The 22,003-nt window shown below is 65.9% G+C and carries 18 protein-coding genes; 11 read left to right on the top strand and 7 right to left on the bottom strand.

What is annotated here, in order from left to right:
• Positions 1-192: 192 nt before the first annotated feature.
• Both DFO50_RS12870 and DFO50_RS12875 read right to left on the bottom strand, forming a co-directional pair.
• Positions 193-1,110, bottom strand: a complete 918-nt coding sequence (locus DFO50_RS12870) for an RHS repeat-associated core domain-containing protein (protein ID WP_199489829.1) — start codon at positions 1,108-1,110, stop codon at positions 193-195.
• Positions 1,111-1,488: 378 nt separating this feature from the next.
• Positions 1,489-2,079, bottom strand: a complete 591-nt coding sequence (locus DFO50_RS12875; RefSeq protein ID WP_107890006.1) for a superoxide dismutase — start codon at positions 2,077-2,079, stop codon at positions 1,489-1,491.
• Positions 2,080-2,245: 166 nt separating this feature from the next.
• On the opposite strand from DFO50_RS12875, the gene DFO50_RS12880 reads away from it, so the two are divergent.
• The 11 genes from DFO50_RS12880 (at position 2,246) to DFO50_RS19200 (ending at position 12,046) form a co-directional block, all read left to right on the top strand.
• A complete protein-coding gene (locus tag DFO50_RS12880; protein ID WP_036386032.1) occupies positions 2,246-3,421 on the top strand; it encodes an NAD(P)/FAD-dependent oxidoreductase in 1,176 nt (391 codons plus the stop codon).
• Positions 3,422-3,519: 98 nt separating this feature from the next.
• Entirely contained in the window at positions 3,520-4,941 is a 1,422-nt protein-coding gene (dnaB, locus tag DFO50_RS12885; RefSeq protein WP_028499396.1) for a replicative DNA helicase, read from the top strand.
• A 17-nt stretch (positions 4,942-4,958) separates the two neighbouring features.
• Positions 4,959-5,279 (top strand): ferredoxin, encoded by a 321-nt coding sequence (locus DFO50_RS12890; RefSeq protein WP_028499395.1) that lies wholly within the window; start codon positions 4,959-4,961, stop codon positions 5,277-5,279.
• On the top strand, positions 5,272-5,886 hold the full coding sequence (locus DFO50_RS12895; RefSeq protein WP_112692673.1) for an alpha/beta hydrolase: 615 nt from the start codon (positions 5,272-5,274) through the stop codon (positions 5,884-5,886). The genes DFO50_RS12890 and DFO50_RS12895 overlap by 8 nt, the downstream gene beginning before the upstream one ends.
• 30 nt (positions 5,887-5,916) lie before the next feature.
• The gene (locus DFO50_RS12900; RefSeq protein ID WP_028499394.1) at positions 5,917-6,813 is read left to right on the top strand and encodes an ATP-binding cassette domain-containing protein; all 897 of its coding nucleotides are present in this window, start codon (positions 5,917-5,919) and stop codon (positions 6,811-6,813) included.
• Positions 6,814-6,926: 113 nt separating this feature from the next.
• Entirely contained in the window at positions 6,927-8,273 is a 1,347-nt protein-coding gene (gene pmbA / locus DFO50_RS12905) for a metalloprotease PmbA (RefSeq protein WP_028499393.1), read from the top strand.
• Positions 8,274-8,357: 84 nt separating this feature from the next.
• Complete coding sequence (locus DFO50_RS12910; protein WP_233495258.1) at positions 8,358-8,861, top strand: disulfide bond formation protein B; 504 nt, start codon at positions 8,358-8,360, stop codon at positions 8,859-8,861.
• 16 nt (positions 8,862-8,877) lie between these two features.
• Complete coding sequence (locus tag DFO50_RS12915) at positions 8,878-10,341, top strand: aminoacyl-histidine dipeptidase (RefSeq protein ID WP_112692674.1); 1,464 nt, start codon at positions 8,878-8,880, stop codon at positions 10,339-10,341.
• Positions 10,342-10,433: 92 nt separating this feature from the next.
• Positions 10,434-11,057 (top strand): hemolysin III family protein, encoded by a 624-nt coding sequence (locus DFO50_RS12920; RefSeq protein ID WP_028499390.1) that lies wholly within the window; start codon positions 10,434-10,436, stop codon positions 11,055-11,057.
• 71 nt (positions 11,058-11,128) lie between these two features.
• Complete coding sequence (gene baeR / locus DFO50_RS12925) at positions 11,129-11,842, top strand: two-component system response regulator BaeR (RefSeq protein WP_028499389.1); 714 nt, start codon at positions 11,129-11,131, stop codon at positions 11,840-11,842.
• 63 nt (positions 11,843-11,905) lie between these two features.
• Positions 11,906-12,046: a hypothetical protein gene (locus DFO50_RS19200; protein WP_156952528.1), complete on the top strand. Its 141-nt coding sequence runs from the start codon at positions 11,906-11,908 to the stop codon at positions 12,044-12,046.
• Here the strand turns inward: DFO50_RS19200 and DFO50_RS12935 are convergent.
• The 5 genes from DFO50_RS12935 to DFO50_RS12955 all read right to left on the bottom strand — a co-directional run bounded on the left by DFO50_RS12935 (position 12,043) and on the right by DFO50_RS12955 (position 21,987).
• Positions 12,043-12,744, bottom strand: coding sequence for an RHS repeat-associated core domain-containing protein (locus tag DFO50_RS12935; protein ID WP_158537458.1), 702 nt, complete (start codon positions 12,742-12,744; stop codon positions 12,043-12,045). The two genes, DFO50_RS19200 and DFO50_RS12935, sit on opposite strands and share 4 nt — an antisense overlap.
• Positions 12,745-12,936: 192 nt before the next feature.
• A complete protein-coding gene (baeS, locus tag DFO50_RS12940; protein ID WP_028499387.1) occupies positions 12,937-14,397 on the bottom strand; it encodes a two-component system sensor histidine kinase BaeS in 1,461 nt (486 codons plus the stop codon).
• Positions 14,394-15,806 (bottom strand): efflux transporter outer membrane subunit, encoded by a 1,413-nt coding sequence (locus DFO50_RS12945; protein ID WP_233495259.1) that lies wholly within the window; start codon positions 15,804-15,806, stop codon positions 14,394-14,396. The genes baeS and DFO50_RS12945 overlap by 4 nt, the downstream gene beginning before the upstream one ends.
• On the bottom strand, positions 15,803-18,901 hold the full coding sequence (locus DFO50_RS12950; protein WP_112692676.1) for a multidrug efflux RND transporter permease subunit: 3,099 nt from the start codon (positions 18,899-18,901) through the stop codon (positions 15,803-15,805). Before DFO50_RS12950 ends, DFO50_RS12945 begins: the two co-directional genes overlap by 4 nt.
• On the bottom strand, positions 18,898-21,987 hold the full coding sequence (locus DFO50_RS12955; RefSeq protein WP_028499384.1) for an MdtB/MuxB family multidrug efflux RND transporter permease subunit: 3,090 nt from the start codon (positions 21,985-21,987) through the stop codon (positions 18,898-18,900). The genes DFO50_RS12950 and DFO50_RS12955 overlap by 4 nt, the downstream gene beginning before the upstream one ends.
• Positions 21,988-22,003: the final 16 nt, after the last annotated feature.

Below are 22,003 nucleotides of genomic sequence, written 5' to 3' on the forward strand. Positions count from 1 at the left end.
TCCCATCCCGAACAGGACCGTGAAACTGCTTTGCGCCGATGATAGTGTGGCACTTGCCCATGCGAAAGTAGGTCACCGCCAGGTCCTATACTGAAGCCCTCGTACCCTGTACGAGGGCTTCTTTCATTGGTGCGACTGAATGCGCAAAGCCGCCCCCCGTGCCATGCACGGGGGGCGGCTTTCATGGGCGGTTCACATCGGAGGGAAACGGGTCAGCTTGCCCCAGCCAAGACCGCGGGCAACCACCGCCCGCTCGAAGGGGGTGGAAACGTAAACTACAGGCGCATTGAAAGTACGGACTTCCCGTGCAAGGCTGCTGGTGATCAGGCGGACGTTGGAGACTCCGTTACCATTCGGGGTCGCGGAGCTGCAAGCCAGCAGGTACAGGGGCCCCCGGCGCGATTCGGCATAGGAAGGCAGCGAGGACAGGTCGTCTGCCCAACGGAGCGGAGAGACGAAGCGACCGCCGAAGTTCTGCATCAGGCCAGGTTCTCCGTGAGTCATGACCAGTGCCCCATCATGAAATTCCGGCATCAGCATGTAGTCGAGAGATACGTCTGAATCAACCCTCCGGATATAACCCACGGCTGCACGCTTTGACATTTTTCCCGCCAGAATGCGGCCGGTGGCTTTGCCATAGCTTGCCAGCGCCGGCCCGAACAGCCCGGTTGCGGCCGAGGCGATACCCAGCCCCAGCGATATCCAGCCCAGGGTACTGGCCAGCTTCGGATCGTGGTCGCCAATGATGGCTGCAGCAATGCCGGTGGCATTTGACGCCAGTCCAAGCAGTGCTGACGTGATACCCAGAATGGCGCCCGTGAGGGTGGCCAGCATCATGGCCAGTCCCAGCGTCGCAATGCCGAGAATAATGCCCACAATGCCCAGTCCCAGACCGGTAGCCGCGGATGCGCTCATATAGCCGGAGTGATCGGTCCGGTTGACCGGATCGCCGCCACAGAAGGCGTAGGGATTGATGCCACCGCCCGAGAACGGGCTGAACGGGTCCATGCGCAGAAAACACTGCAGCATCGGGTCATAGCTGCGGGCACCATTGCCGAGGTGATACAGCTGGCTGCGTGAATTGATCCAGTCGACCAGTTCGCCATGCATGCCGATTTGTGGCTGGATGCGGGTCGCCGGGACAGCGCGGGGGGGCGTCGGGCGGGGAGAGGTTTTGCTGGGCATGGCGGGCTCCTCTGATGACCGGCACCATGGACGGCCGGTGCCTTGCTTCCAAAGCCAGCTATAGGTGATTTGTGCTGTCCGGACTTCCCTTTCGGACGAATGGAGCTGACAGGCCGCCGGGCGCTTTGCCTGTATCCGCTGCAGCACGCTGGGCCGCCTGATGCGTTACAGGAATGGCGCGCCCCTGCTGAGGGCATGAGCAGGGCGGGTCGGGCATGACAAAGCGCCAGCATCACTGCTGGCGCTTTGTCGTTACCGGCGGCCGGACTGTGCCGGCTGCGGTTATACTGCGCGGCCCGTTGTTCAGGCGGCGTGGCGCTTGGCGACGACGTCCCAGTCGACCAGCTTCCAGAAGCTTTCCAGGTAGTTCGGGCGGCTGTTGCGGTAATCGATGTAGTACGCGTGCTCCCAAACGTCACAGGTCAGCAGTGCCTGCTTGTCGGTGGACAGCGGGGTGGCAGCATTGCTGGTCGACACCAGGTCCAGCCTGCCGTCGGAGCCCTTGACCAGCCAGGCCCAGCCGGAGCCGAAGGTGCCGGCAGCCACGGTGTTGAAAGCTTTCCTGAACTCGTCGAAGCTGCCCCATTTGGCATTGATCGCTTCGGCCAGCGCGCCGGACGGCTGACGCTCTTCCCCGGCGGCATTCGGTGCGAAACCGAGCCAGTAGAAGGTATGGTTCCAGATCTGGGCCGCATTGTTGAACACGCCACCGGACGATTTCTTGACGATCTCTTCCAGGGAGGCGTTTTCGAACTCGGTACCCTTGATCAGGTTGTTCAGGTTGGTGACGTAAGTCTGGTGATGCTTGCCGTAGTGGTATTCCAGGGTTTCCCGGGACAGGTACGGGGCGAGGGCGTCGAGGGCGTAAGGCAGTGCCGGCAGCTTGTGTTCCATGCGATAACTCCTTGAGTCATTGACGGGTAGGTGTATACCCGTATGTGGTGATGATATGACTGATATCAAGTTTATAGGAATAAAGACGTCAGGCCAATGTTGACAAATTTAGTCAGGAATACTTCCCAACCGTTGCACGCGCACGGCGCGCGGCGAGAAATGAGACATGTCGTTGAATTTTGATGTAATCGTCCTTGGTGCCGGTGCGGCCGGCCTGATGTGTGCGGCCCAGGCCGGACAGCGCGGTCGCCGCGTGCTGCTGCTCGACCACGCGGTCAGACTGGCGGAAAAAATCCGCATCTCCGGCGGCGGCCGGTGCAACTTCACCAACGTGAACGTGCGGCCGGAGTGCTATCTGTCCGATAACCCGCATTTCTGCCGCTCGGCGCTGGCCCAGTACACCCAGCATGATTTCATCAAGCTGGTCGAGCGGTACGGCATTGCCTGTCACGAGAAGACGCTGGGCCAGTTGTTCTGCGACGACAGCAGTCAGTCGATCATAGACCTGTTGCTGCATGAATGTGAGCTGGGCGGCGTCGAGCGACGCATGGGGGTGACGGTGCAGGCGGTCGACAAGCCGTCGCGCTTCCGGGTGACGACCGATGCCGGCGTTTTCGAGGCTGACAGTGTGGTGGTGGCGACCGGAGGGCTGTCGATTCCGCAGATCGGCGCCACGCCTTTCGGCTACCGGCTGGCCGAGCAGTTCGGACTGCGGGTGACGCCGCTGGCGCCGGCGCTGGTGCCGCTGACCTTCCAGCCCGGCGATGTGGCCGTGTTCGGCGAGCTGGCCGGCATCGCCATCGAGGTCGAGGCCTGTGCCGAGCGCGGGCCGGCATTCCGCGAGGCAGCCTTGCTGACGCACAAGGGCGCCAGCGGGCCGGCCATGCTGCAGGTGTCCAGTTACTGGCGACCCGGCGAGAGCCTGACGCTCGATCTGTGCCCGGGGGTGGACCTGGAGGCGCGGCTGGCCGAAGATCGCCACAGCGACAAGCTGCTCGGCAACTGGCTGGCGGGCTTCTGGCCCCGGCGCTTCGCTCAGGCCTTTGTCGAGCTGTTCGGTGACAACCGGCCGCTGCGCAGCCTCGATGAACGCAGCGTGGCGCGCCTGTTCGAGGCCATTCGCGGCTTTGTCCTGCGACCGAACGGCACCCAGGGCTACCGCAAGGCGGAAGTTACCCGCGGCGGTATCGATACCCGCGACCTGAGCTCGAAAACGATGATGGCCCGCGAGGTGCCCGGGCTGTTCTTCGTTGGTGAACTGGTCGACGTGACCGGCTGGCTCGGCGGTTACAACTTCCAGTGGGCGTGGTCCAGCGGCTGGGTGGCCGGCCAGCATTGCTGAGCGACGGGTCGCGCAATAGCCGCGACGCGCGCAGCCGCTTGGCACTACAATTCCGGACCTGCTTTTGCCGCCTCCGGGCGGCGCGATTGAAATGATACATGTCCGATTACGCTGATCTTCCTCCTCCGTCCGATGCCGATTCCCTGTCCGACCTGCGTGTGCCGCCACACTCGGTCGAGGCCGAGCAGTCGGTACTGGGCGGCCTGCTGCTCGACAATACGGCCTGGGAAAAAATCGCCGACCTGGTCGGCGAGGGCGATTTCTATCGCCACGACCACCGGCTGATCTGGCGCGCAGTGTCCAAGCTGATCGACACCGGTCGGCCCGCCGACGTCATTACCGTGTCCGAACGGCTGGAAAGTACTGGCGAGCTGACCGATATCGGCGGCCTGTCCTATCTGGCCACGCTGGCGCAGAACACGCCGTCGGCCGCCAATATCCGCCGTTACGGCGAGATCGTCCGCGAACGTTCGGTCATGCGCCAGCTGGTGACGGTCGGCACCGAGATCGTCGAGTCCGCCTTCCGGCCGATGGGGCGCGATGCCGCGCAACTGCTGGACGAGGCCGAGGGCAAGGTGTTCCGCATTGCCGAGAGCACGGCCAAGAACGAGCAGGGCTTCCAGGCGATGCCGGAGATCCTGTCCGAGGTCACGGAAAAGATCGACATGCTGTACAGCCGGGAGAACCCGGATGAAGTTACCGGCCTGCCGACCGGCTTCCTCGATCTTGACGAGAAAACGTCCGGCCTGCAGCCGGGCGACCTGATTATCGTGGCCGGCCGGCCGTCGATGGGCAAGACCGCGTTTTCGATGAACCTGGCGGAGAACGTCGCCATTGCGACCAATCTGCCGGTGGCGGTGTTCTCGATGGAAATGCCGGCAGCGCAGCTGGCGACACGGATGATCGGTTCGGTCGGCCGGCTGGACCAGCACAAGCTGCGGACCGGCCGCTTCGACGACGAAGACTGGCAAAAATTCAGCCACGCGCTCGGCGTGCTGGCCGAGACCAAGGTGCATATCGACGAAACCCCGGGCCTGACCGCGCTGGAACTGCGCGCCCGCGCCCGGCGGCTGGCGCGGCAGTACGGCGGCAAGCTCGGCCTGATCGTCATCGACTACATGCAGCTGATGAGTGGCTCGTCGGGCGGGCGCGAACAGAACCGGACCGCCGAAATTTCGGAGATCTCGCGTTCGCTGAAGAGTCTGGCGCGCGAACTGAGCGTGCCGGTGATTGCCCTGTCGCAGCTGAACCGTTCGGTGGAACAACGGCCGAACAAGCGGCCGATGATGTCCGACCTGCGTGAATCCGGCGCTATCGAGCAGGATGCCGACCTGATCATCTTCATGTACCGCGACGAGTACTACAATCCCGACTCGCCGGACAAGGGCACGGCCGAGGTCATTATCGGCAAGCACCGTAACGGGCCGACCGGCGTGGTCAAGCTGGCGTTTATCGGCCAGTTCTCCCGCTTCGAGAATGCCGCGCTCGGCCAGGGCGGCTGGGCCGCACCTGACGAATAAGCCTCAAAGGACCAGCGATGAGTTTCTATTCCCATCATGTGTTTTTCTGCACCAACCAGCGTGAAGCGGGTCGTGACTGTTGCAACAATCATGGTGCCAGCGAACTGCTCGACTACGCGAAGGACCGCATTCGCGAACTGGGCCTCAAGGGCGAGGGCAAGGTGCGGGTGCAGAAGGCCGGCTGCCTCGACCGCTGCGATCTCGGCCCGGTGCTGGTGATTTACCCGGAAGAGACCTGGTATACCTTCATCGACCGCGAGGACATCGATGAAATCATTTCCGAACATATCGTCAACGGCCGCGTGGTCGAACGACTGAAACTGCCTGATCATGCTTAATCCCCCCCCGATGCAGCGCATCGCCGGCCCGGCCGGCGGCCTGGATACCCTGATCGTCGCGCCGCAGGACGTGCTGCGCGGCGTGGCCGTGATCTGTCACCCGAACCCGCTGCAGGGCGGCACCAATACCAACAAGGTGGTGCAGACCTGCGCCAAGGCGCTGGCCAGTCGCGGCTATGTCGCCTATTGCCCGAACCTGCGTGGTGTCGGCGGCAGCGATGGCGAGCACGACCATGGTCACGGTGAGGTCGACGATGTCCTGGCCGTGGTCGCGCAGGCCAGGGCGGACCATGGTCCGCTGCCACTGGTGCTGGCCGGCTTCTCGTTTGGCGGTTTCGTCGCCGCGCATGCGCGTCAGCGCATCGACAGCGAACACCTGATCCTGATGGGGCCGGCGGTCGGCAAGTACGAGACGCCGATTCCGGCCGAAGTGCCGGTCGACACGCTGGTGGTGCATGGCGAGGCGGACGAGGTCATCCCGCTCGGCGCGGTGCTGGACTGGGCGCGACCGCAGGCGCTGCCGGTGGTGGTCTTTCCCGGCGCCGGTCATTTTTTCCATGGCAGGCTGGTGCCGCTCGGCCGGCTGATTGCCCGCCACGTCGGCTGATGCTGTGCTAACGCTTTCCGGACGGAGTCCATGCTCGAACTGACGCATCTGCACAAAACCTTTGGCGATGTCACGGCAGTCAATGATGTCAGCCTGCATGTGGTCCGTGGCGAGTGCTTCGGCCTGCTCGGCCCGAACGGGGCCGGCAAGACCACCACGCTGCGCATGGCGCTGGGCCTGCTCGACCCCAGCGGTGGCAGCATCCGTCTCAACGGGCTGCCGGTGCCGGCACAGGGCCGTGAGGCCAGGATGCGGGTCGGTGTGGTGCCGCAGTTCGACAATCTCGATCCCGATTTTACCGTGGCGGAAAACCTGGTCGTGTTCGGCCGCTATTTCGGGCTGGACGTGCGCGCATTGCGGCGCCGGGTACCGGAACTGCTGGAATTCGGCGGCCTGACCGGCAAGGAGCACGCCCGGGTCGGCGAGTTGTCCGGCGGCATGAAGCGACGGCTGACGCTGGCGCGGGCACTGGTCAACGATCCCGACATCCTGTTTCTCGACGAGCCGACCACCGGTCTCGATCCGCAGGCGCGCCACCTGATCTGGGAGCGGCTGCGCAGCCTGACCCAGGCCGGCAAGACGCTGGTGCTGACCACGCACTTCATGGACGAGGCCGAGCGCCTGTCCCACCGGCTGGCGGTGATCGACCATGGCCGGCTGATCGGGCAGGGCACGCCGCAGGCGCTGATCCGCCAGTACATCGAGCCCGAGGTGGTCGAAGTCTACGGCGACGGGGCGACTGACTGGGCCCGCCAGGCTGCGCCGCCGTACCGGATGGAGATCAGCGGCGAAACGGCGTTTTTCTATGGCGAGCAGCTCAAGCCGCTAGTGACTGTGCTTGAGGGGCTGACGTTTCGATACCTGCTGCGTCCGGCCAATCTGGAAGATGTGTTCCTGCGCCTGACCGGCCGCGAACTGCGCGACTAGACTTTGCCGCGCCGCTTCCGTTTTGCCATGGTCGGCCCGCCGCGACCCGCGTGCTAGACTGGCACCCATTCGCGCCAGTGACTGGCGCCAGTCAACCGGATAGCCCTGCCGCCATGAGTCAACCCGACAACCAATTCAGTTACAGCCACGACCAGCTGACCCAGCTTGCCGCACGGGTGCTTGAGCACGCGCGCGTACTGGGCGCGACCAGCGCCGAGACCGAAGTCAGCGAGGGAACCGGCCAGAATGTGACCGTTCGCCTGGGCGAGGTCGAAACCATCGAGTACAACCGCGACAAGGGCATCGGCGTCACCGTCTATGTCGGCCAGCGCAAGGGCCAGGCATCCAGCTCGGACTTCAGCGACGACGCCCTGCGGCAGACGGTGGAGGCCGCCCTGGCCATTGCCCGCCATACCGCCAGTGATCCGGCCGCCGGCCTCGCCGACCCGGCGCTGCTTGCCCACGACAGTATCGATCTGGACCTCTACCACCCATGGGCGCTGGATGTGGACCAGGCGATCGCGCTGGCCACCGAGGTCGAGGATGCCGCGCGCGCCGTCGACCCGCGCATCAGCAACTCCGAAGGCGGCAGCGTGTCCAGCCACGTGTCGAACTTCATCTACGCCAACTCGAACGGCTTCTCCAGTGGCTATGCGTCCAGCCGGCATTCGCTGTCGGCCGCGGTCATCGCCGAAGCCGACGATGCCATGCAGCGTGACTACTGGTACAGCACCGCCCGTCATGCGGACGACCTGCAGGCCGCGCGTGACGTCGGCCGCATTGCCGGCGAGCGCACCGTGCGCCGTCTCGGTGGTCGCCAGGTGGCTACCGGCCAGTTTCCGGTCCTGTTCGATCCGGGCATGGCCGCCGGCCTGATCAGTCATCTGGTCGGCGCCACCAGTGGCGGCGCGCTGTACCGCAAGGCCAGCTTCCTGGTTGATTCCGCCGGTACCCAGGTGTTCTCCGACCGGGTGCGGATCGACGAGGACCCGTTCCTGCCGCGCGGGCTGGCCTCCGGCGCCTTCGACAACGAGGGCGTGGCGACCCGCGCCCGCACGCTGGTCGACAAGGGCGTGCTGACCGGCTATTTCCTGTCCAGCTATTCGGCCCGCAAGCTGGGACTGGTGTCGACCGGCCATGCCGGCGGCAACCACAACCTGATCGTCCGTCCGACCGGCGAGAGTTTCGGGCAGTTGCTGCGCATGATGAACCGCGGACTGCTGGTGACCGAGCTGCTCGGTCACGGCGTCAATACGCTGACCGGTGACTACTCGCGCGGCGCCGCCGGTTTCTGGATCGAGAATGGCGAGATCGCCTATCCGGTCGAGGAAATCACCATTGCCGGCAATCTGCGCGACATGTACCGGCAGATCCTGGCCATCGGCACCGACGTCGAAGTGCGCGGCGGCAAGCAGACCGGCTCGATCCTGATCGAGCGCATGACCATCGCCGGCGAGTAACGGGTCGTTAACGGACCGTTCATTTGCCATAAATCAGTATGTGATAATTTGAACGGTCCATCCTGAATTCCGGAGTCATCCAACGTGCTGTCGAACTTGCTGCCGTCCCGCCGGGGCGGCTATTTCCTGATTTTCCTCGCTTGCGCCGGTGGCATGGCCTTTGCGCTGTATGCGCAGTATGTGATGGGCCTGCAGCCATGCCCGCTGTGCGTGTTCCAGCGCGTGGCCATCATCCTGACCGGCCTGCTGGCGCTGCTGGCGGCCATCGTCAATCCGCAGGGCGGCGTCAGTCGCGGCCTGTTCGGCGGGCTGGTCACGCTGGCCGCGCTGGGTGGCGCCGGTGTCGCCGGCTGGCAAACCCGGCTGCAACTGCTGCCGGCCGACCAGGTACCGGCCTGCGGCCCGGGCCTCGACTACATGCTGGAAACCATGCCGCTGAGCCGGATGCTGGCCAAGGTGTTCCATGGCAGCGGCGAGTGCGCGGCCATCGACTGGACCCTGCTGGGACTGTCGATGCCGATGTGGTCGCTGGTGTTCTTTATTGGCGTGATCGTATTTTCGCTGTGGCTGCTGGCCCGGCGCCGTTGATTCGGGAGTTGTTGTCATGAGGGTGTTGAACGAGCTGGAGCCCCGCCCGCTATGGGCCCATTTCCAGACGCTGTGCGATTTTCCGCGGCCGTCGAAGCACGAGACGGCGCTGCGTGACCATCTGCGCGCCTGGGCCGAGGCACGGGGCCTGGCCACCCGGCTGGATGCAGTCGGCAATCTGCTGATCTGCAAGCCGGCGACACCGGGCATGGCCGACCGGGAAACCGTCGTGCTGCAGGGCCATCTTGACATGGTGACGCAGAAAAATGCCGGTACCGAGCATGACTTCCTGCGCGACCCGATCCGCCCGCTGATCGGTGACGACGGCTGGGTCCGCGCCGAGGGCACCACGCTGGGGGCCGACAACGGCATCGGTGTTGCCGCTGCGCTGGCAGTGCTGGAAAGCGACGATCTGCCGCATCCGGCGATCGAGGCGCTGTTCACCCTGGATGAAGAAGCCGGCATGACCGGTGCCCAGGGACTGGGCACCGACCTGCTGACCGGGCGCCTGTTGCTGAACCTCGATACCGAGGACTGGGGCGAGTTCTATGTTGGCTGCGCCGGCGGTATCGATGTGCTGCTGGAGCGCTCGCTCGACAGCGAAGCGCTGCCGGCGGACCGCGAGGCACTGCGGGTCGAACTGACCGGGCTGCGTGGCGGTCACTCCGGCGTCGACATTCACCTGGAACGCGGCAATGCCACCAGACTGCTGGGCCGGGTACTGGCGGCACTGGCCGCCGAACATGACGCCCGGCTGGTGTCGCTGGAAGGCGGCACGCTGCGCAATGCGCTGCCGCGCGAGGCCTTTGCCGTGATCGCCGTGCCGGCCGCGCAGCGTGCGGCAGTGGCAGCAACACTGGACCAGTGGCAGGCGCTGCTGCGCGACGAGCTGGCCGGGGTGGATGACGGCGTGACGCTGGTGCTGCGCGAGGCGCAGGCGGCACGCATGCTCGACACGACGGCCTCGGCGGCGGTGATGGATCTGGTCAACGCCTTGCCGCATGGCGTGGCGCGCTGGAGCCAGCGGGTGCCGGGCGTGGTCGAGACCTCGAACAATATCGGCGTGGTCCGCGCCGGGGAAGACGGTTTCTCGGCCGTGCTGCTGGTGCGTTCGCTGCTGGACAGCGGGCTTGCCGCCCGTGTCGGCGAGATCGTTGCCGTCGGCCGGCTGGGAGGCTGCCGCACCGCGACCGAAGGGCGCTACCCGGGCTGGACGCCGAACCCGGATTCGCCGCTGCTGGCGCTGGGCCTTGACGTGTACCGCCGCCATTTCGGCGGCGAGGCGGCGGTCAAGGTCATTCATGCCGGCCTTGAGTGCGGCATCCTGGCCGGCAAGTACCCGGGACTGGACATGCTGTCGTTCGGGCCGAACGTGCGGGGTGCGCACTCGCCGGACGAGCGGGTGGACATCGCCAGCGTGGCGATGTTCTGGCAGTTGCTGGCGGCGCTGCTGGCCGCGACCCCGGTACGTCACATGTAAGCAGTCGTTGCCGGCGCTTGCGTGCCGGCAACGGTTTTGTGACCATTTCCCCCATGCGGCAACCGGGCCGCGCAATGAACAAGAAGGCAAGCATGTATCGTGGCGAACGTTTCAACGCCATCAGTCACCTGATCGGCGCCGTGGCCAGTGTCGTGGCACTGGTGGTGATGGTGGTGCGCGCGGCGGACAGCGGCGACGCCTACCGGATCGTCGGCGCCAGCCTGTTCGGCGCCGCACTGGTGCTGCTGTACGCGATTTCCACGCTGTATCACAGCGTGCGCGGCCGGGCCAAGAGCGTGCTGCAGAAATTTGACCATTGCGCGATCTATCTGCTGATCGCCGGCAGCTACACCCCGTTTGCGCTGGTGACCCTGCAGGGTCCGTGGGGCTGGACGCTGTTCGGGCTGGTCTGGGGGCTGGCCGTGTTCGGCATTGCCCAGGAGGTCACCATCGGCCGCAAGAGCCCGACGCGCTGGCTGTCGCTGGTCATCTATCTGGTCATGGGCTGGCTGGTGCTGATTGCCGTCAAGCCGCTGATGCAGCAACTGGCAACCCCGGGTCTGGCATGGCTGGTCGCCGGTGGCGTGACCTACAGCGTCGGCGTGTACTGGTTCATCAACGACGAACGGATTCCCCACGGCCATGGCATCTGGCACCTGTTCGTGCTTGGCGGCAGCCTGTGCATGTTCGTCAGTGTCTTCCAGTATGTGATCTGAGCCGGTTTCCCCATGGATGGGGCGGGCGAGCCCATGGCAAAATGACGCCCCATGCATTACGGAAGGCACGGATGAACGAAACCACAGCCAGCGACGCATTGACGGTCATGGTGGTCGAGGACGAGCCCAAACTGGGCCAGCTGCTCGTCGACTACCTGCGTGTGGCCGGCTACCAGACTGAATGGATTGCCGATGGTGAGGCGGTAGTGCCGCGCGTGCGCGAGGCCGAGCCGGCGCTGATTCTGCTCGACATCATGCTGCCCGGACTCGACGGCCTGTCGATCTGCCGTGAGCTGCGCGCTTTCTCCAGTGTGCCGATCGTCATGGTTACGGCCCGGGTTGAGGAAGTCGATCGCCTGCTCGGGCTCGATATCGGTGCCGACGACTATATCTGCAAGCCATTCAGCCCGCGCGAAGTGATTGCCCGGGTCAAGGCGATCCTGCGCCGGGTACGACGTGGTGACGCACTGCCGGCCGAGCCGGCGCTGGTCATCGACGAAGTCCGCTGCGAAGCCCGCTTCCAGAGTCAGCTGCTGGATCTGACCCAGGCCGAATTCCGCTTGCTGAAGACGCTGGCATCGGCCCCGGGGCGGGTGTTCTCCCGCGATCAGCTGCTCGACCAGTTGTATGACGACTACCGTGTGGTGACGGATCGAACCGTCGACAGCCATATCAAGAACCTGCGCCGCAAGCTGGAGCACGTCTGTTCCGACTGCGAGGCGATCCGCTCGGTATACGGGGTCGGCTACAAGCTCGTCGTCCAGACCTCGGACGGACGGCCGTAACGGACCAGCCTGCCAAGCGTTGTGCCGAAGAAACGGGCAGGGCCCGGCAGCGAAGAGGACACCATGCCTACGGTATACGGCGAGTCGATCGCGAGCACTTCCCGCTGCAGGGTCCTGGCGATGATGGCGGCCGGTGATTGCGCGCCACCGTGGGTGGACTGGCAGACCATCAGGTACAGCGGGGAGTCGGGGGGGCTGGCCTAGTAGGCCGGGATCCGGGCCAGGTCGTCGGCCCACAGCTCCGGGGGCAGAAAAATGCCCTGAAAATTTTCTATTCTGCCTCGCTCGTTGATGTGGGCTGCGGCCAGGGAACCGTCCCGGTAGCGGGCACCAAACAGGAAACTCCTGCCTGATCGCCCGTGCATGCTGTTCATGATTTCCCCGTGCACAGTCCCGGAGTACAGGCGACCGGTTGCTTTCACGATGCCCATTCCCACCGGGACGAGCAGCCCGAGCAGCATCGAGGCGATGCCCAGACCCGTTGCAACCCAGCCCAGGGTGCGTGCCAGTTCGGGATCACCGCTTGCTGCATGCACGCTGGCAGCGATGCCGACAGCCGAGGAGGCCAGGCCCAATACCCCGCTGGTCGCCGCAAGCAGTGCTCCGGTGGCGGTCATGCCGATGAACACCGAGATGCCCAGGGTGAGAAGGCCCAGCACCAGACCCAGAACACCCACGGTGACCCCGGAGATGACCGCCGCGCTGGCATGGCCGGACGGATCGGTGTGGTTGACCGGATCGCCCCCGCAGAAGGCATAGGGATTGATTTCCCCCATGCCGAACGGGCTGTCCGGGTCCTTGCCGAGAAAACCCTGCAGCATCGGGTCATGGCTGCGGGTGCCATGGCCAAGGTGACAGAGCTGACTGCGCACGCTGATCCCGTCGACGCGCTCGCCATGCATGCCGATCAGCGGACGGATACTCAGCGGGGGCGCTGCCTGTATGCTTGTGCTGGACTTGATGGACATGAGAACGGGGCCTCGGGTGGGTGTCGGGGCGGGCCCGGTTTCCTTCGTTCTATAAAGCCTGCCTGCACGTAGCCAGACCGCTCTGACAAGCGGCCATCGCCCGCCCGTGGCGCCCGGGGCCGCCGGTCAGACGCTGCCGCGCAGCCTCGGCAGGCTGATCTCCATCCACAGCCCGCCCAGCGGCGACTGGCGGGCGGTCAGCGTGCCGCCATGGGCTTCGACGATGTTCTGGCAGATCGCCAGGCCGAGTCCCGATCCGCCGCTGGCACGGTTGCGCGAACTCTCCATCCGGCTGAAACGATCGAACAGGCCCGCCAGCGACGCCTGCGGCACGCCAGGCGCGGAGTCCTGGATATCGATGCGGACCCGGTCGCCGTCGGCATGGCAGGCAATGTCCAGTCGCCCGCCGGCATCGGTGTAGCGCACGCTGTTTTCCAGCAGATTGTTGAACAGCTGGTTCAGGCGGTCGGCGTCGCCGAACACCCGGCAGCGGCCCGCGTCGCACGGTGACAGCGACACGGTCAGCGACTTGCCGGCCAGCCGCTCACGGAACGCACCGAGCGACAGCAGCAGCAGCTCGGCCAGATCGACCTCGGCCTTGCGGTAGCTCAGGGCACCGACATCGGACAGCGACAGCTGGTACAGGTCATCGACCAGCTTGGTCAGCGTCGCGACCTCGACCTGCAGCGAGCGCAGGGAGTCCGGCGTCAGCGCGCGAACACCGTCTTCCAGTGCCTCCAGTTCGCCGCGCAGGACCGACAGCGGCGTGCGCAGCTCGTGCGAGACATCGGCCATGAACTGGCGGCGCATGTTCTCGTTTTTTTCCAGCGTATGGGCAAGCTGGTTGAAATCCTGGCCCAGCCGGCCGAACTCGTCGCTGCGGGTGATCGGCACCCGGGCGCTGAAATGCCCGGCCGCGAGCTGGTGGGTGGCGCCGGTCAGCCGCTTCAGCGGCGCCAGAAAGCCGCGTGCCAGCCACAGCGCCGCGCCGGCGGCCAGCAGCACCGACAGGCCGACAATGATCCAGCTGCTGCGCAACTGCTGGTCGAGGAAGTGCAGGTCGGCCATGCGCGTCAATCGCGCCGGCGACGTGCTCAGTACCCAGCCGACCGTGCGGCCGCCGACTTCGATCGGACGCGAGAACGTGTCTTCCTGCGGCGGTTCGCCACGGCCGCCGATCACCTGGCGCTGCTGGTCGAGCAGCCACAGCCGCGTGCGCAGCCCGGGCAGCGGCGGCGGAGGTGGCCCGCCGCCGCCGCCACGGTGTTCCATGCGGCGATGGCGGTGGCCATTGCCATCCAGCTCGCTGTCGCGGTCGGCCGGCGGGGTCAGGGTACGGATCAGTCGCAGCCAGTTGTCCGGGTCCTCATGGACAAAGGTCCAGTCGCCGTGCTGCGCATACAGCCGCGCCATGGCATCGGCGACGATCTCGACCCGGGTCTCGTTGCTCTTGCGCACATAGTCGAGGAAGCCGTTCTGGAAGCTGATCCGGAACGCCATGCCGATGCCGAGCGCCAGCAGCAGGCAGGCGGCGAGAATGGCGAGAAACAGCTTGCCGGTGACGCCTGGCGGCCTGAGCAGGTTCATGGCGTGGTCGCCTCCGGGGCAAGGTTGCCGTTCCAGCCACCGCCCAGCGCCTTGATCAGCAGCACGCTGGCCGAATAGCGCCGGCCTTCCAGCTGCAGCGCGGTAATCTCGCTCTGGCGGCGGCTGGCCTGCGCGGTGGCCACGGTGGTGAAGTCGGCCGTGCCGGCGCGGTATTCGTTCAGCGCCAGCCGCTCGGCCTCGCGGGCCGCGGCGACGGCTTCCTGCTGGCGGAGGGCTTCCTCGGCCAGCAGGGTCAGCGCGGCCAGGTTGTCTTCGACCTCCTGCAGCCCGGACAGTACCGTCTGCCGGTATTGCGCCGCGCTGGCGTCGTAGGCGGCGCGCGCCTGCTCGACCCGGGCCGAGCGCGCGCCGGCATCGAACAGCGTTTCCGCCAGTCCGGCGCCGAGCGACCAGACCCGGGCCGGGGTGTTGAACCAGCTGGCAAAGCCGGCCGCGCTGAAACCGCCCGAGGCCGACAGGGTCAGCGCCGGGAAATACGCCGATTGCCTGACGCCGATGGTGGCGTTGGCTGCTGCCACCGCGCGTTCGGCGGCGGCGATGTCGGGCCGGCGTTCGAGCAGGCTGGACGGCAGTTCGGCCGGCGTCGCCGGCAGTGCGGGCAGGGTGGCGGTGGCAGGCAGGTCGAAATCGGCCGGCGCCTTGCCGACCAGAATGGCGATGGCGTGTTCGAGCTGGCGGCGGCTGAGGTCGTAGTCGATGGCCTGGGCCTCGACCGTTTTCAGTTGCGCCAGGGCCTGGGCGACATCGGCGCGGGTGACCAGGCCGGCGTCGAACTGGTTGCGGGTCAGGGTCAGCGACTGGCGATAGGCGGCGATGGTGTCGGCACTGAGCTGACGCTGACGCTCGGTCACGCGCAACTGCAGATAGTCCTGCACCAGTTCGGCCTGGGCGGACAACTGCGCGGCGGCCAGACTGGCGGCGCTGGCCTGGGTGCTGGCATCGCTGGCTTCGACCGTACGCCGGACCTGGCCCCACAGATCCGGCTCCCAGCTTGCATCAAGCGAGAACACATGACCATTGGTGACGGCCTGATTGCCGCCGGTCTGCTTGCGGCTGGTGCTGGCCGTCGCGCCGACGGTCGGGAAGAAGCCGGCCCGGGCTTCCTGCGCGGCGGCACGCGCCTGGCGGTAATTGGCCAGGGCGACCTGCAGCGTCTGGTTGTTCGCATTCAGCGCCGCCACCAGCCGGTCGAGTTCCGGGTCGGCGTAGACGGTCCACCACGCGCCACGCGGCGCGTGATCGGCCGGGTCTGCAATTTTCCAGCCCGGGGCCGCTTCCTTGTAGTGCGCCGGCAGCGGCATGTCGGGCCGTACATAGTCCGGGCCGACGGCGCAGGCCGCCAGCAGCGGCAGGCACAGCAGTGAAGGCATCAGGGCACGCAATTTCAACTCGGTTCTCCTGCTTGCGTATCGGGTTCGCCGCGCCACTGGCGTTGGCACCAGGCACGGAAACGATCGAGGTAAAGGTAAACCACCGGGGTGGTGTACAGCGTCAGCAACTGGCTCATCAGCAGGCCGCCGACGATGGTGATGCCGAGCGGGCGGCGCAGTTCGGCGCCGTCGCCGCCGCCGATTGCCAGCGGCACAGCGCCGAGAATGGCCGCCAGTGTGGTCATCAGGATCGGCCGGAAGCGCAGCAGGCAGGCGGCGTGGATCGCCTGGCGCGGGCTCATGCCGTCGCGGCGCTCGGCCACCAGGGCGAAGTCGATCATCATGATCGCGTTCTTCTTGACGATGCCGATCAGCAGCAGCACGCCGATCAGGGCGATCAGGCTGAATTCGCTCTTGAACAGCATCAGTGCCAGCAATGCGCCAAGGCCGGCCGACGGCAGCGTGGACAGGATGGTCAGCGGATGGATATAGCTTTCGTACAGGATGCCGAGCACCAGATAGACCGTGACCAGTGCGGCCAGTATCAGGAACAACTGGTTGCGCAGATTGTCCTGGAAAGCCTTGGCCGTGCCCTGGAAACTGCCGTGGACGGAGGACGGCACGCCAAGTTCGGCCATGATGCGGTCGATGATTTCGGTCGCGTCGGACAGCGACTTGCCATCAGGCAGGTTGAACGACAGCGTGGCTGCGGCGAACTGTCCCTGGTGATTGACCTGCAGCGGCGCATTGGTCGGTTGCCAGGTAGCGAATGCCGACAGTGGCACCGCGACGCCGGCGCTGCTGACCACGAACAGCTTCTTCAGTGTCTCCGGGCTCTGGGTATATTCCGGCTGCACCTCGACCACCACCTTGTACTGGTTCAGCGGCTGGTAGATGGTCGATACCTGGCTCTGGCCAAAGGCCGCATACAGCGTGCTGTTGACGTCGGCCACGGTCAGGCCGAGCCGGGACAGCGTATCGCGGTCGTAGGTCAGGAAGGTCTCGACGCCCTTGTCCTGCTGGTCGGAATCGACATCGAGCAGACCCGGGTCGTTCGAGAACGCCTCGCGGATCTTCGGCTCCCACAGACGCAGCGCGGCCAGGTCGTCCGACTGCAGCGTGTACTGGTAGGTCGAGTTGCTCTGGCGGCCACCGACGCGGATATCCTGCATCGGCATCATCATCAGTTGCGCGCCGGGCTCCTGCGACAGCTGCTTGCGCAGCCGGGTGATGACTTTCTCCGCCGGCGGTCGCTGGTCCTTCGGTTTCAGGGCGATAAACATCTGGCCGCTGTTGGAGCCACTGGTCGATGCGGAAATATTCTGCACCGCCGGATCGGCACGGACGATGGTCATGAAGCGCACCAGCTTGTCGCGCATCGCCTGGAACGAAATGCTCTGGTCGGCGCGGATAAAGCCGCCGATCTGGCCATTGTCCTGCTCGGGGAAGAAACCCTTCGGAATGGCCACGTACAGATAGACGTTCAGGGCGATGGCAATGCCGAGCAGCGCGATCATCAGCCGGGCGTGGTCCAGCGCCCAGGTCAGCGACCGCCCGTAGCCGCGCTGCATGCGCTTGAGCAGGATGCCGAAGCGGCGGACCGGCCAGCTGCCTTTCTCTGCCTCCATGCCCGACTTCAGCAGCCGGGCGCACAGCATCGGCGTGGTGGTCAGCGATACCAGCAGCGAGATCAGGATTGACACCGACAGGGTGACGGCGAATTCGCGGAACAGCCGGCCGACGATATCGCCCATGAACAGCAGCGGGATAAAGACCGCGATCAGGGAAATGCTCATCGACAGCACGGTGAAGCCGACCTCGCGCGAGCCCTGCATGGCGGCCTGCAGCGGCTTCATGCCGGCCTCGACATGGCGCGAGATGTTCTCCATCACCACGATGGCGTCGTCGACCACGAAGCCGGTGGCGATGGTCAGCGCCATCAGCGACAGATTGTTCAGGCTGAAGCCGCACAGGTACATGGCGGCGAAGGTGCCGATCAGCGAGACCGGTACCGCCACGCACGGCACCAGCGTCGCGCGGCCGTTCTTCAGGAACAGGTAGACCACCAGGATCACCAGGCCGACGGCGATCATCAGCGAGCGCTCGACCTCGGTCAGCGACGCGCGGATGCTCGGCGAGCGATCGAGGTTGATGTTCAGCTCGACCGCGCCCGGCAGCAGGCGTTTCAGCATCGGCAGTTCGGCCTTGATGCGGTCGACGGTAGCGATGATATTGGCGTTCGGCGCGCGGGTGACAATCAGGATCACCGATTCCTTGCCGTTGGCGTAGCCGGCATTGCGCCGGTCCTGCTCGCCGTCCCGGACCGTGGCCACATCGCTGAGCCGCACGGCGGCGCCGTTCTTGTAACTGATGATCAGCGGCGCGTAGTCGGCGGCGGTTTTCGCCTCGTCGTTGGCCTCGATCTGCCAGCGGCGGTCGTCCTTCTCCAGTGCGCCCTTCGGCCGGCGCTGGTTGGCGGCGGACAGGGTCTTGCCGATCGCGGTCAGCGACAGGTTCTGGTTGGCCAGCGCATCCGGATTGACCTCGACCCGCACCGCCGGCAGCGAGCTGCCGCCGACATTGACGTCGCCGACGCCCTCGATCTGCAGAATGCGCTGGGCCAGAATCGTCGAGGCGATGTCGTACATCTTGCCGCGACTCAGCGTGTCCGAGGTCATCGACAGGATCAGGATCGGAGAGTCGGACGGGTTCGCCTTGCGATAGGTCGGGTTGTTCGGCAGGCCGGATGGCAGCAGGCTGCGCGCGGCATTGATCGCTGCCTGCACATCGCGCGCGGCGCCGTCGATATCGCGGTCCAGCTCGAACTGCAGCGTGATCCGCGACGAGCCGAGCGAGCTGCGCGATGTCATTTCCGTGACCCCGGCAATGCGGCCCAGCGCGCGCTCCAGCGGCGTGGTCACGCTTGATGCCATGGTTTCCGAGTTGGCGCCGGACATCGACGCCGAGACCGAGATGGTCGGGTAGTCGACCTGCGGCAGCGGCGCCACCGGCAGGAACAGGAAGCCCAGTGCACCGGCAAACAGGATGGCGATCGTCAGCAGCCAGGTCGCGACCGGGCGGTGGATGAACAGATCGGACGGTCCGCCGCTCATGCTGCGCTGTCCGGGTCACGACGGCGCAGGCGCTGCGCCAGCCGGTCAAAGGCCAGATAGATCACCGGGGTGGTGAACAGCGTCAGCACCTGGCTGAGCACCAGCCCGCCGACCATGGCCACGCCGAGCGGGCGGCGCAGCTCGGCGCCGATCCCGGTGCTGAACATCATCGGCAGCGCGCTGAGCAGGGCCGCCATGGTGGTCATCAGGATCGGGCGGAAGCGCAGCAGGCAGGCCTGGTAGATGGCCTCGCGCGGCGGCAGCCCGCGTTCACGTTCGGCTGCCAGGGCGAAGTCGATCATCATGATCGCGTTCTTCTTGACGATGCCGATCAGCAGGATGATGCCGATGATGGCGATCACGCTGAGATCCTGCCCGGCCAGCATCAGCGACAGCAGTGCGCCGACGCCGGCGGTGGGCAGGGTGGACAGGATGGTGATCGGGTGGATATAGCTTTCGTACAGCACGCCGAGCACGATATACATCGCCACGATGGCGGCAACGATCAGCCACAGGGTGCTGTTCAGCGAGGCCTCGAACGCCAGCGCCGCGCCCTGGAAGCTGGTGATGATGTCCGCCGGCATGCCGATGCCGCGCTCGGCGGCGCGAATGGCCTGCACCGCATCGCCGAGCGATACGCCGGATGCCAGGTTGAACGACACCGTTGCCGACGGGAACTGCGCCAGATGGTTCAGCACCAGCGAACCGCTGCGTTCACTGACGCGGGCCACGGCGGTCAGCGGCACCGTGCTGCCGTTGCTGCCGGTCAGGTAGATGCCCTCCAGCGCCTGCGGACCGGCTGAATGGCGCGGCTCGACGCCGAGCACTACCCGATACTGGTTGGCCTGGGTGAAGATGGTCGAGACCATCCGCTGGCCGAAGGCGTCGTACAGTGCGTTGTCGATCTGGGCGACGGTAATGCCGAGCCGGCTGGCGGCGTCGCGGTCGATGTCGACCTGGGCCACCAGCCCCTGGTCCTGCAGGTCGCTGGTCACGTCGGCCAGTGCCGGCACGGTTTTCAGCCGCTCGACCAGGGCCGGTATCCACTTGCCCAGTTCTTCCTGGGTGCCGGCCTGCAGGGTGAACTGGTACTGGGTACGACTGATGCTGTCCTCGATGGTCAGGTCCTGGATCGGCTGCATGTACAGCTTGATGCCGGGAATGTCGGCTACCCGCTGCTGCAGCCGGTTGATGATGGCGGGCGCCCGCTCGGCGCGCTGGTCGAGCGGCTTGAGGTTGATCTGCAGGCGGCCGCTGTTCAGCGACGCATTGCTGCCGTCGATGCCGATAAACGACGACAGGCTTTCCACGTCCGGGTCCTGCAGCAGACGTGCCGCCACCTGCTGCTGGCGCTCGGCCATGACCGCGAACGACACCGTCTGCGGCGCCTCGGTGATGCCCTGGATCACGCCGTTGTCCTGCTGCGGGAAAAAGCCCTTCGGGATCAGCCAGAACAGCAGCAGCGTCAGGGCGAGCGTGCCGACCGCCACCGACAGCGTCAGCCGCTGGTGTTCGAGCACCCAGTTCAGGTAGCGGCCGTAGCGGGCAATGACGCGGTCGAAAAAGCGCTCGCTGGCGCGGGAAAAGCGGCTTTGCCGCTCCGGCGGCACGTGGCGCAGCAGCCTGGCGCACATCATCGGCGTCAGCGTCAGCGAAATCACGCCGGAAATCAGGATGGCGACCGCCAGGGTCACGGCGAATTCGCGGAACAGCCGGCCGACCACATCGCCCATGAACAGCAGCGGGATCAGTACGGCGACCAGCGAGAAGGTCAGTGAAATGATGGTGAAGCCGATTTCGCCGGCCCCCTTCAGCGCCGCCTGCAGCGGCGTGTCGCCTTCTTCCAGATAACGGGTGATGTTCTCGATCACCACGATGGCATCGTCGACCACGAAACCGGTGGCGATGGTCAGTGCCATCAGCGTCAGGTTGTTCATCGAGAAGCCGGCCAGGTACATGACACCGAAAGTGCCGACCAGCGACAGCGGCACGGCGACACTGGGAATCACCGTGGCCGACAGATTGCGCAGGAACAGGAAAATCACCATCACCACCAGTGCCACGGCGAGCATCAGCTCGAACTGCACGTCCCTGACCGAGGCGCGGATGGTCGAGGTGCGGTCGGTCAGGATCCTGACTTCGACCGCCCCCGGCAGCGAAGCCTGCAGGGTCGGCAGGATCTCGCGGATGCGGTCCACCGTCTTGATGACATTCGCCCCGGGCTGACGCTGGACATTGAGGATGATGGCCGGATCATGGTCGGCCCAGGCCGACAGCTTGTTGTTCTCCGCGCCCTCGGCAATGGTGGCGACATCGGCCAGCCGGACCGGCGCGCCGTTCTTGTAGGCGATGATCAGCTTCAGGTAGTCGTCCGGCGATGTCAGCTGGTCATTGGCCGACAGCGTGGTCGCGCGGGTCGGGCCGTCGAAGCTGCCCTTGGCCGAATTGACGTTGGCGCCGGAAATGGCGGTCCGCACGGCCTCGCTGTCGAGGCCGTAGGCCGCCAGCGCGCGCGGATTCAGGTTGACCCGCACCGCCGGCCGCTGGCCGCCGGACAGGGTGACCAGGCCGACGCCGGATACCTGCGACAGCTTCTGTGCGACCCGGGTGTCGACCAGATCCTGGACCCGGGTCATCGGCAGGGTCTGCGAAGTGACGGCCAGGGTCAGTACCGGCGGATCGGCCGGGTTGACCTTGCTGTAGATCGGCGGATTCGGCAGATCGCCTGGCAGCAGGCTGTTGGCGGCATTGATGGCTGCCTGCACTTCCTGCTCGGCCACGTCGAGGCTGAGGTCGAGGTTGAACTGCAGGGTGATGACCGACGCACCGCCGGAGCTTTGCGACGACATCTGCTTGAGGCCGGACATCTGGCCGAACTGCCGCTCCAGTGGCGCGGTGATCGACGACGTCGTCACGTCGGGGCTGGCGCCCGGATACAGCGTGACCACCTGGATGGTCGGGTAGTCGACTTCTGGCAGCGCGGAGATCGACAGGGCGCGGTAGCCGACCAGGCCGGCCAGCAGCAGTGCCACCATCAGCAGCGTGGTCGCGACCGGGCGCAGGATAAACGGGCGGGACGGGTTCATGCCGGTCTCCGGCCGT

The organism is Microvirgula sp. AG722, assembly GCF_003269145.1.
Lineage (GTDB): Bacteria > Pseudomonadota > Gammaproteobacteria > Burkholderiales > Aquaspirillaceae > Microvirgula > Microvirgula aerodenitrificans.

What these genes read in the sequence shown, in the direction of transcription:
- DFO50_RS12920 (WP_028499390.1), top strand. Translation starts at nt 10,434, where the DNA reads ATGTATCGTGGCGAACGTTTCAACGCCATCAGTCACCTGATCGGCGCC.
- DFO50_RS19200 (WP_156952528.1), top strand. Translation starts at nt 11,906, where the DNA reads ATGCCTACGGTATACGGCGAGTCGATCGCGAGCACTTCCCGCTGCAGG.
- DFO50_RS12935 (WP_158537458.1), bottom strand. Translation starts at nt 12,744, where the DNA reads ATGCATGGCGAGCGCGTCGACGGGATCAGCGTGCGCAGTCAGCTCTGT.
- DFO50_RS12875 (WP_107890006.1), bottom strand. Translation starts at nt 2,079, where the DNA reads ATGGAACACAAGCTGCCGGCACTGCCTTACGCCCTCGACGCCCTCGCC.
- DFO50_RS12915 (WP_112692674.1), top strand. Translation starts at nt 8,878, where the DNA reads ATGAGGGTGTTGAACGAGCTGGAGCCCCGCCCGCTATGGGCCCATTTC.
- pmbA (WP_028499393.1), top strand. Translation starts at nt 6,927, where the DNA reads ATGAGTCAACCCGACAACCAATTCAGTTACAGCCACGACCAGCTGACC.
- DFO50_RS12880 (WP_036386032.1), top strand. Translation starts at nt 2,246, where the DNA reads ATGTCGTTGAATTTTGATGTAATCGTCCTTGGTGCCGGTGCGGCCGGC.
- baeS (WP_028499387.1), bottom strand. Translation starts at nt 14,397, where the DNA reads ATGAACCTGCTCAGGCCGCCAGGCGTCACCGGCAAGCTGTTTCTCGCC.
- DFO50_RS12895 (WP_112692673.1), top strand. Translation starts at nt 5,272, where the DNA reads ATGCTTAATCCCCCCCCGATGCAGCGCATCGCCGGCCCGGCCGGCGGC.
- DFO50_RS12870 (WP_199489829.1), bottom strand. Translation starts at nt 1,110, where the DNA reads ATGCATGGCGAACTGGTCGACTGGATCAATTCACGCAGCCAGCTGTAT.
- dnaB (WP_028499396.1), top strand. Translation starts at nt 3,520, where the DNA reads ATGTCCGATTACGCTGATCTTCCTCCTCCGTCCGATGCCGATTCCCTG.
- baeR (WP_028499389.1), top strand. Translation starts at nt 11,129, where the DNA reads ATGAACGAAACCACAGCCAGCGACGCATTGACGGTCATGGTGGTCGAG.
- DFO50_RS12950 (WP_112692676.1), bottom strand. Translation starts at nt 18,901, where the DNA reads ATGAGCGGCGGACCGTCCGATCTGTTCATCCACCGCCCGGTCGCGACC.
- DFO50_RS12900 (WP_028499394.1), top strand. Translation starts at nt 5,917, where the DNA reads ATGCTCGAACTGACGCATCTGCACAAAACCTTTGGCGATGTCACGGCA.
- DFO50_RS12890 (WP_028499395.1), top strand. Translation starts at nt 4,959, where the DNA reads ATGAGTTTCTATTCCCATCATGTGTTTTTCTGCACCAACCAGCGTGAA.
- DFO50_RS12955 (WP_028499384.1), bottom strand. Translation starts at nt 21,987, where the DNA reads ATGAACCCGTCCCGCCCGTTTATCCTGCGCCCGGTCGCGACCACGCTG.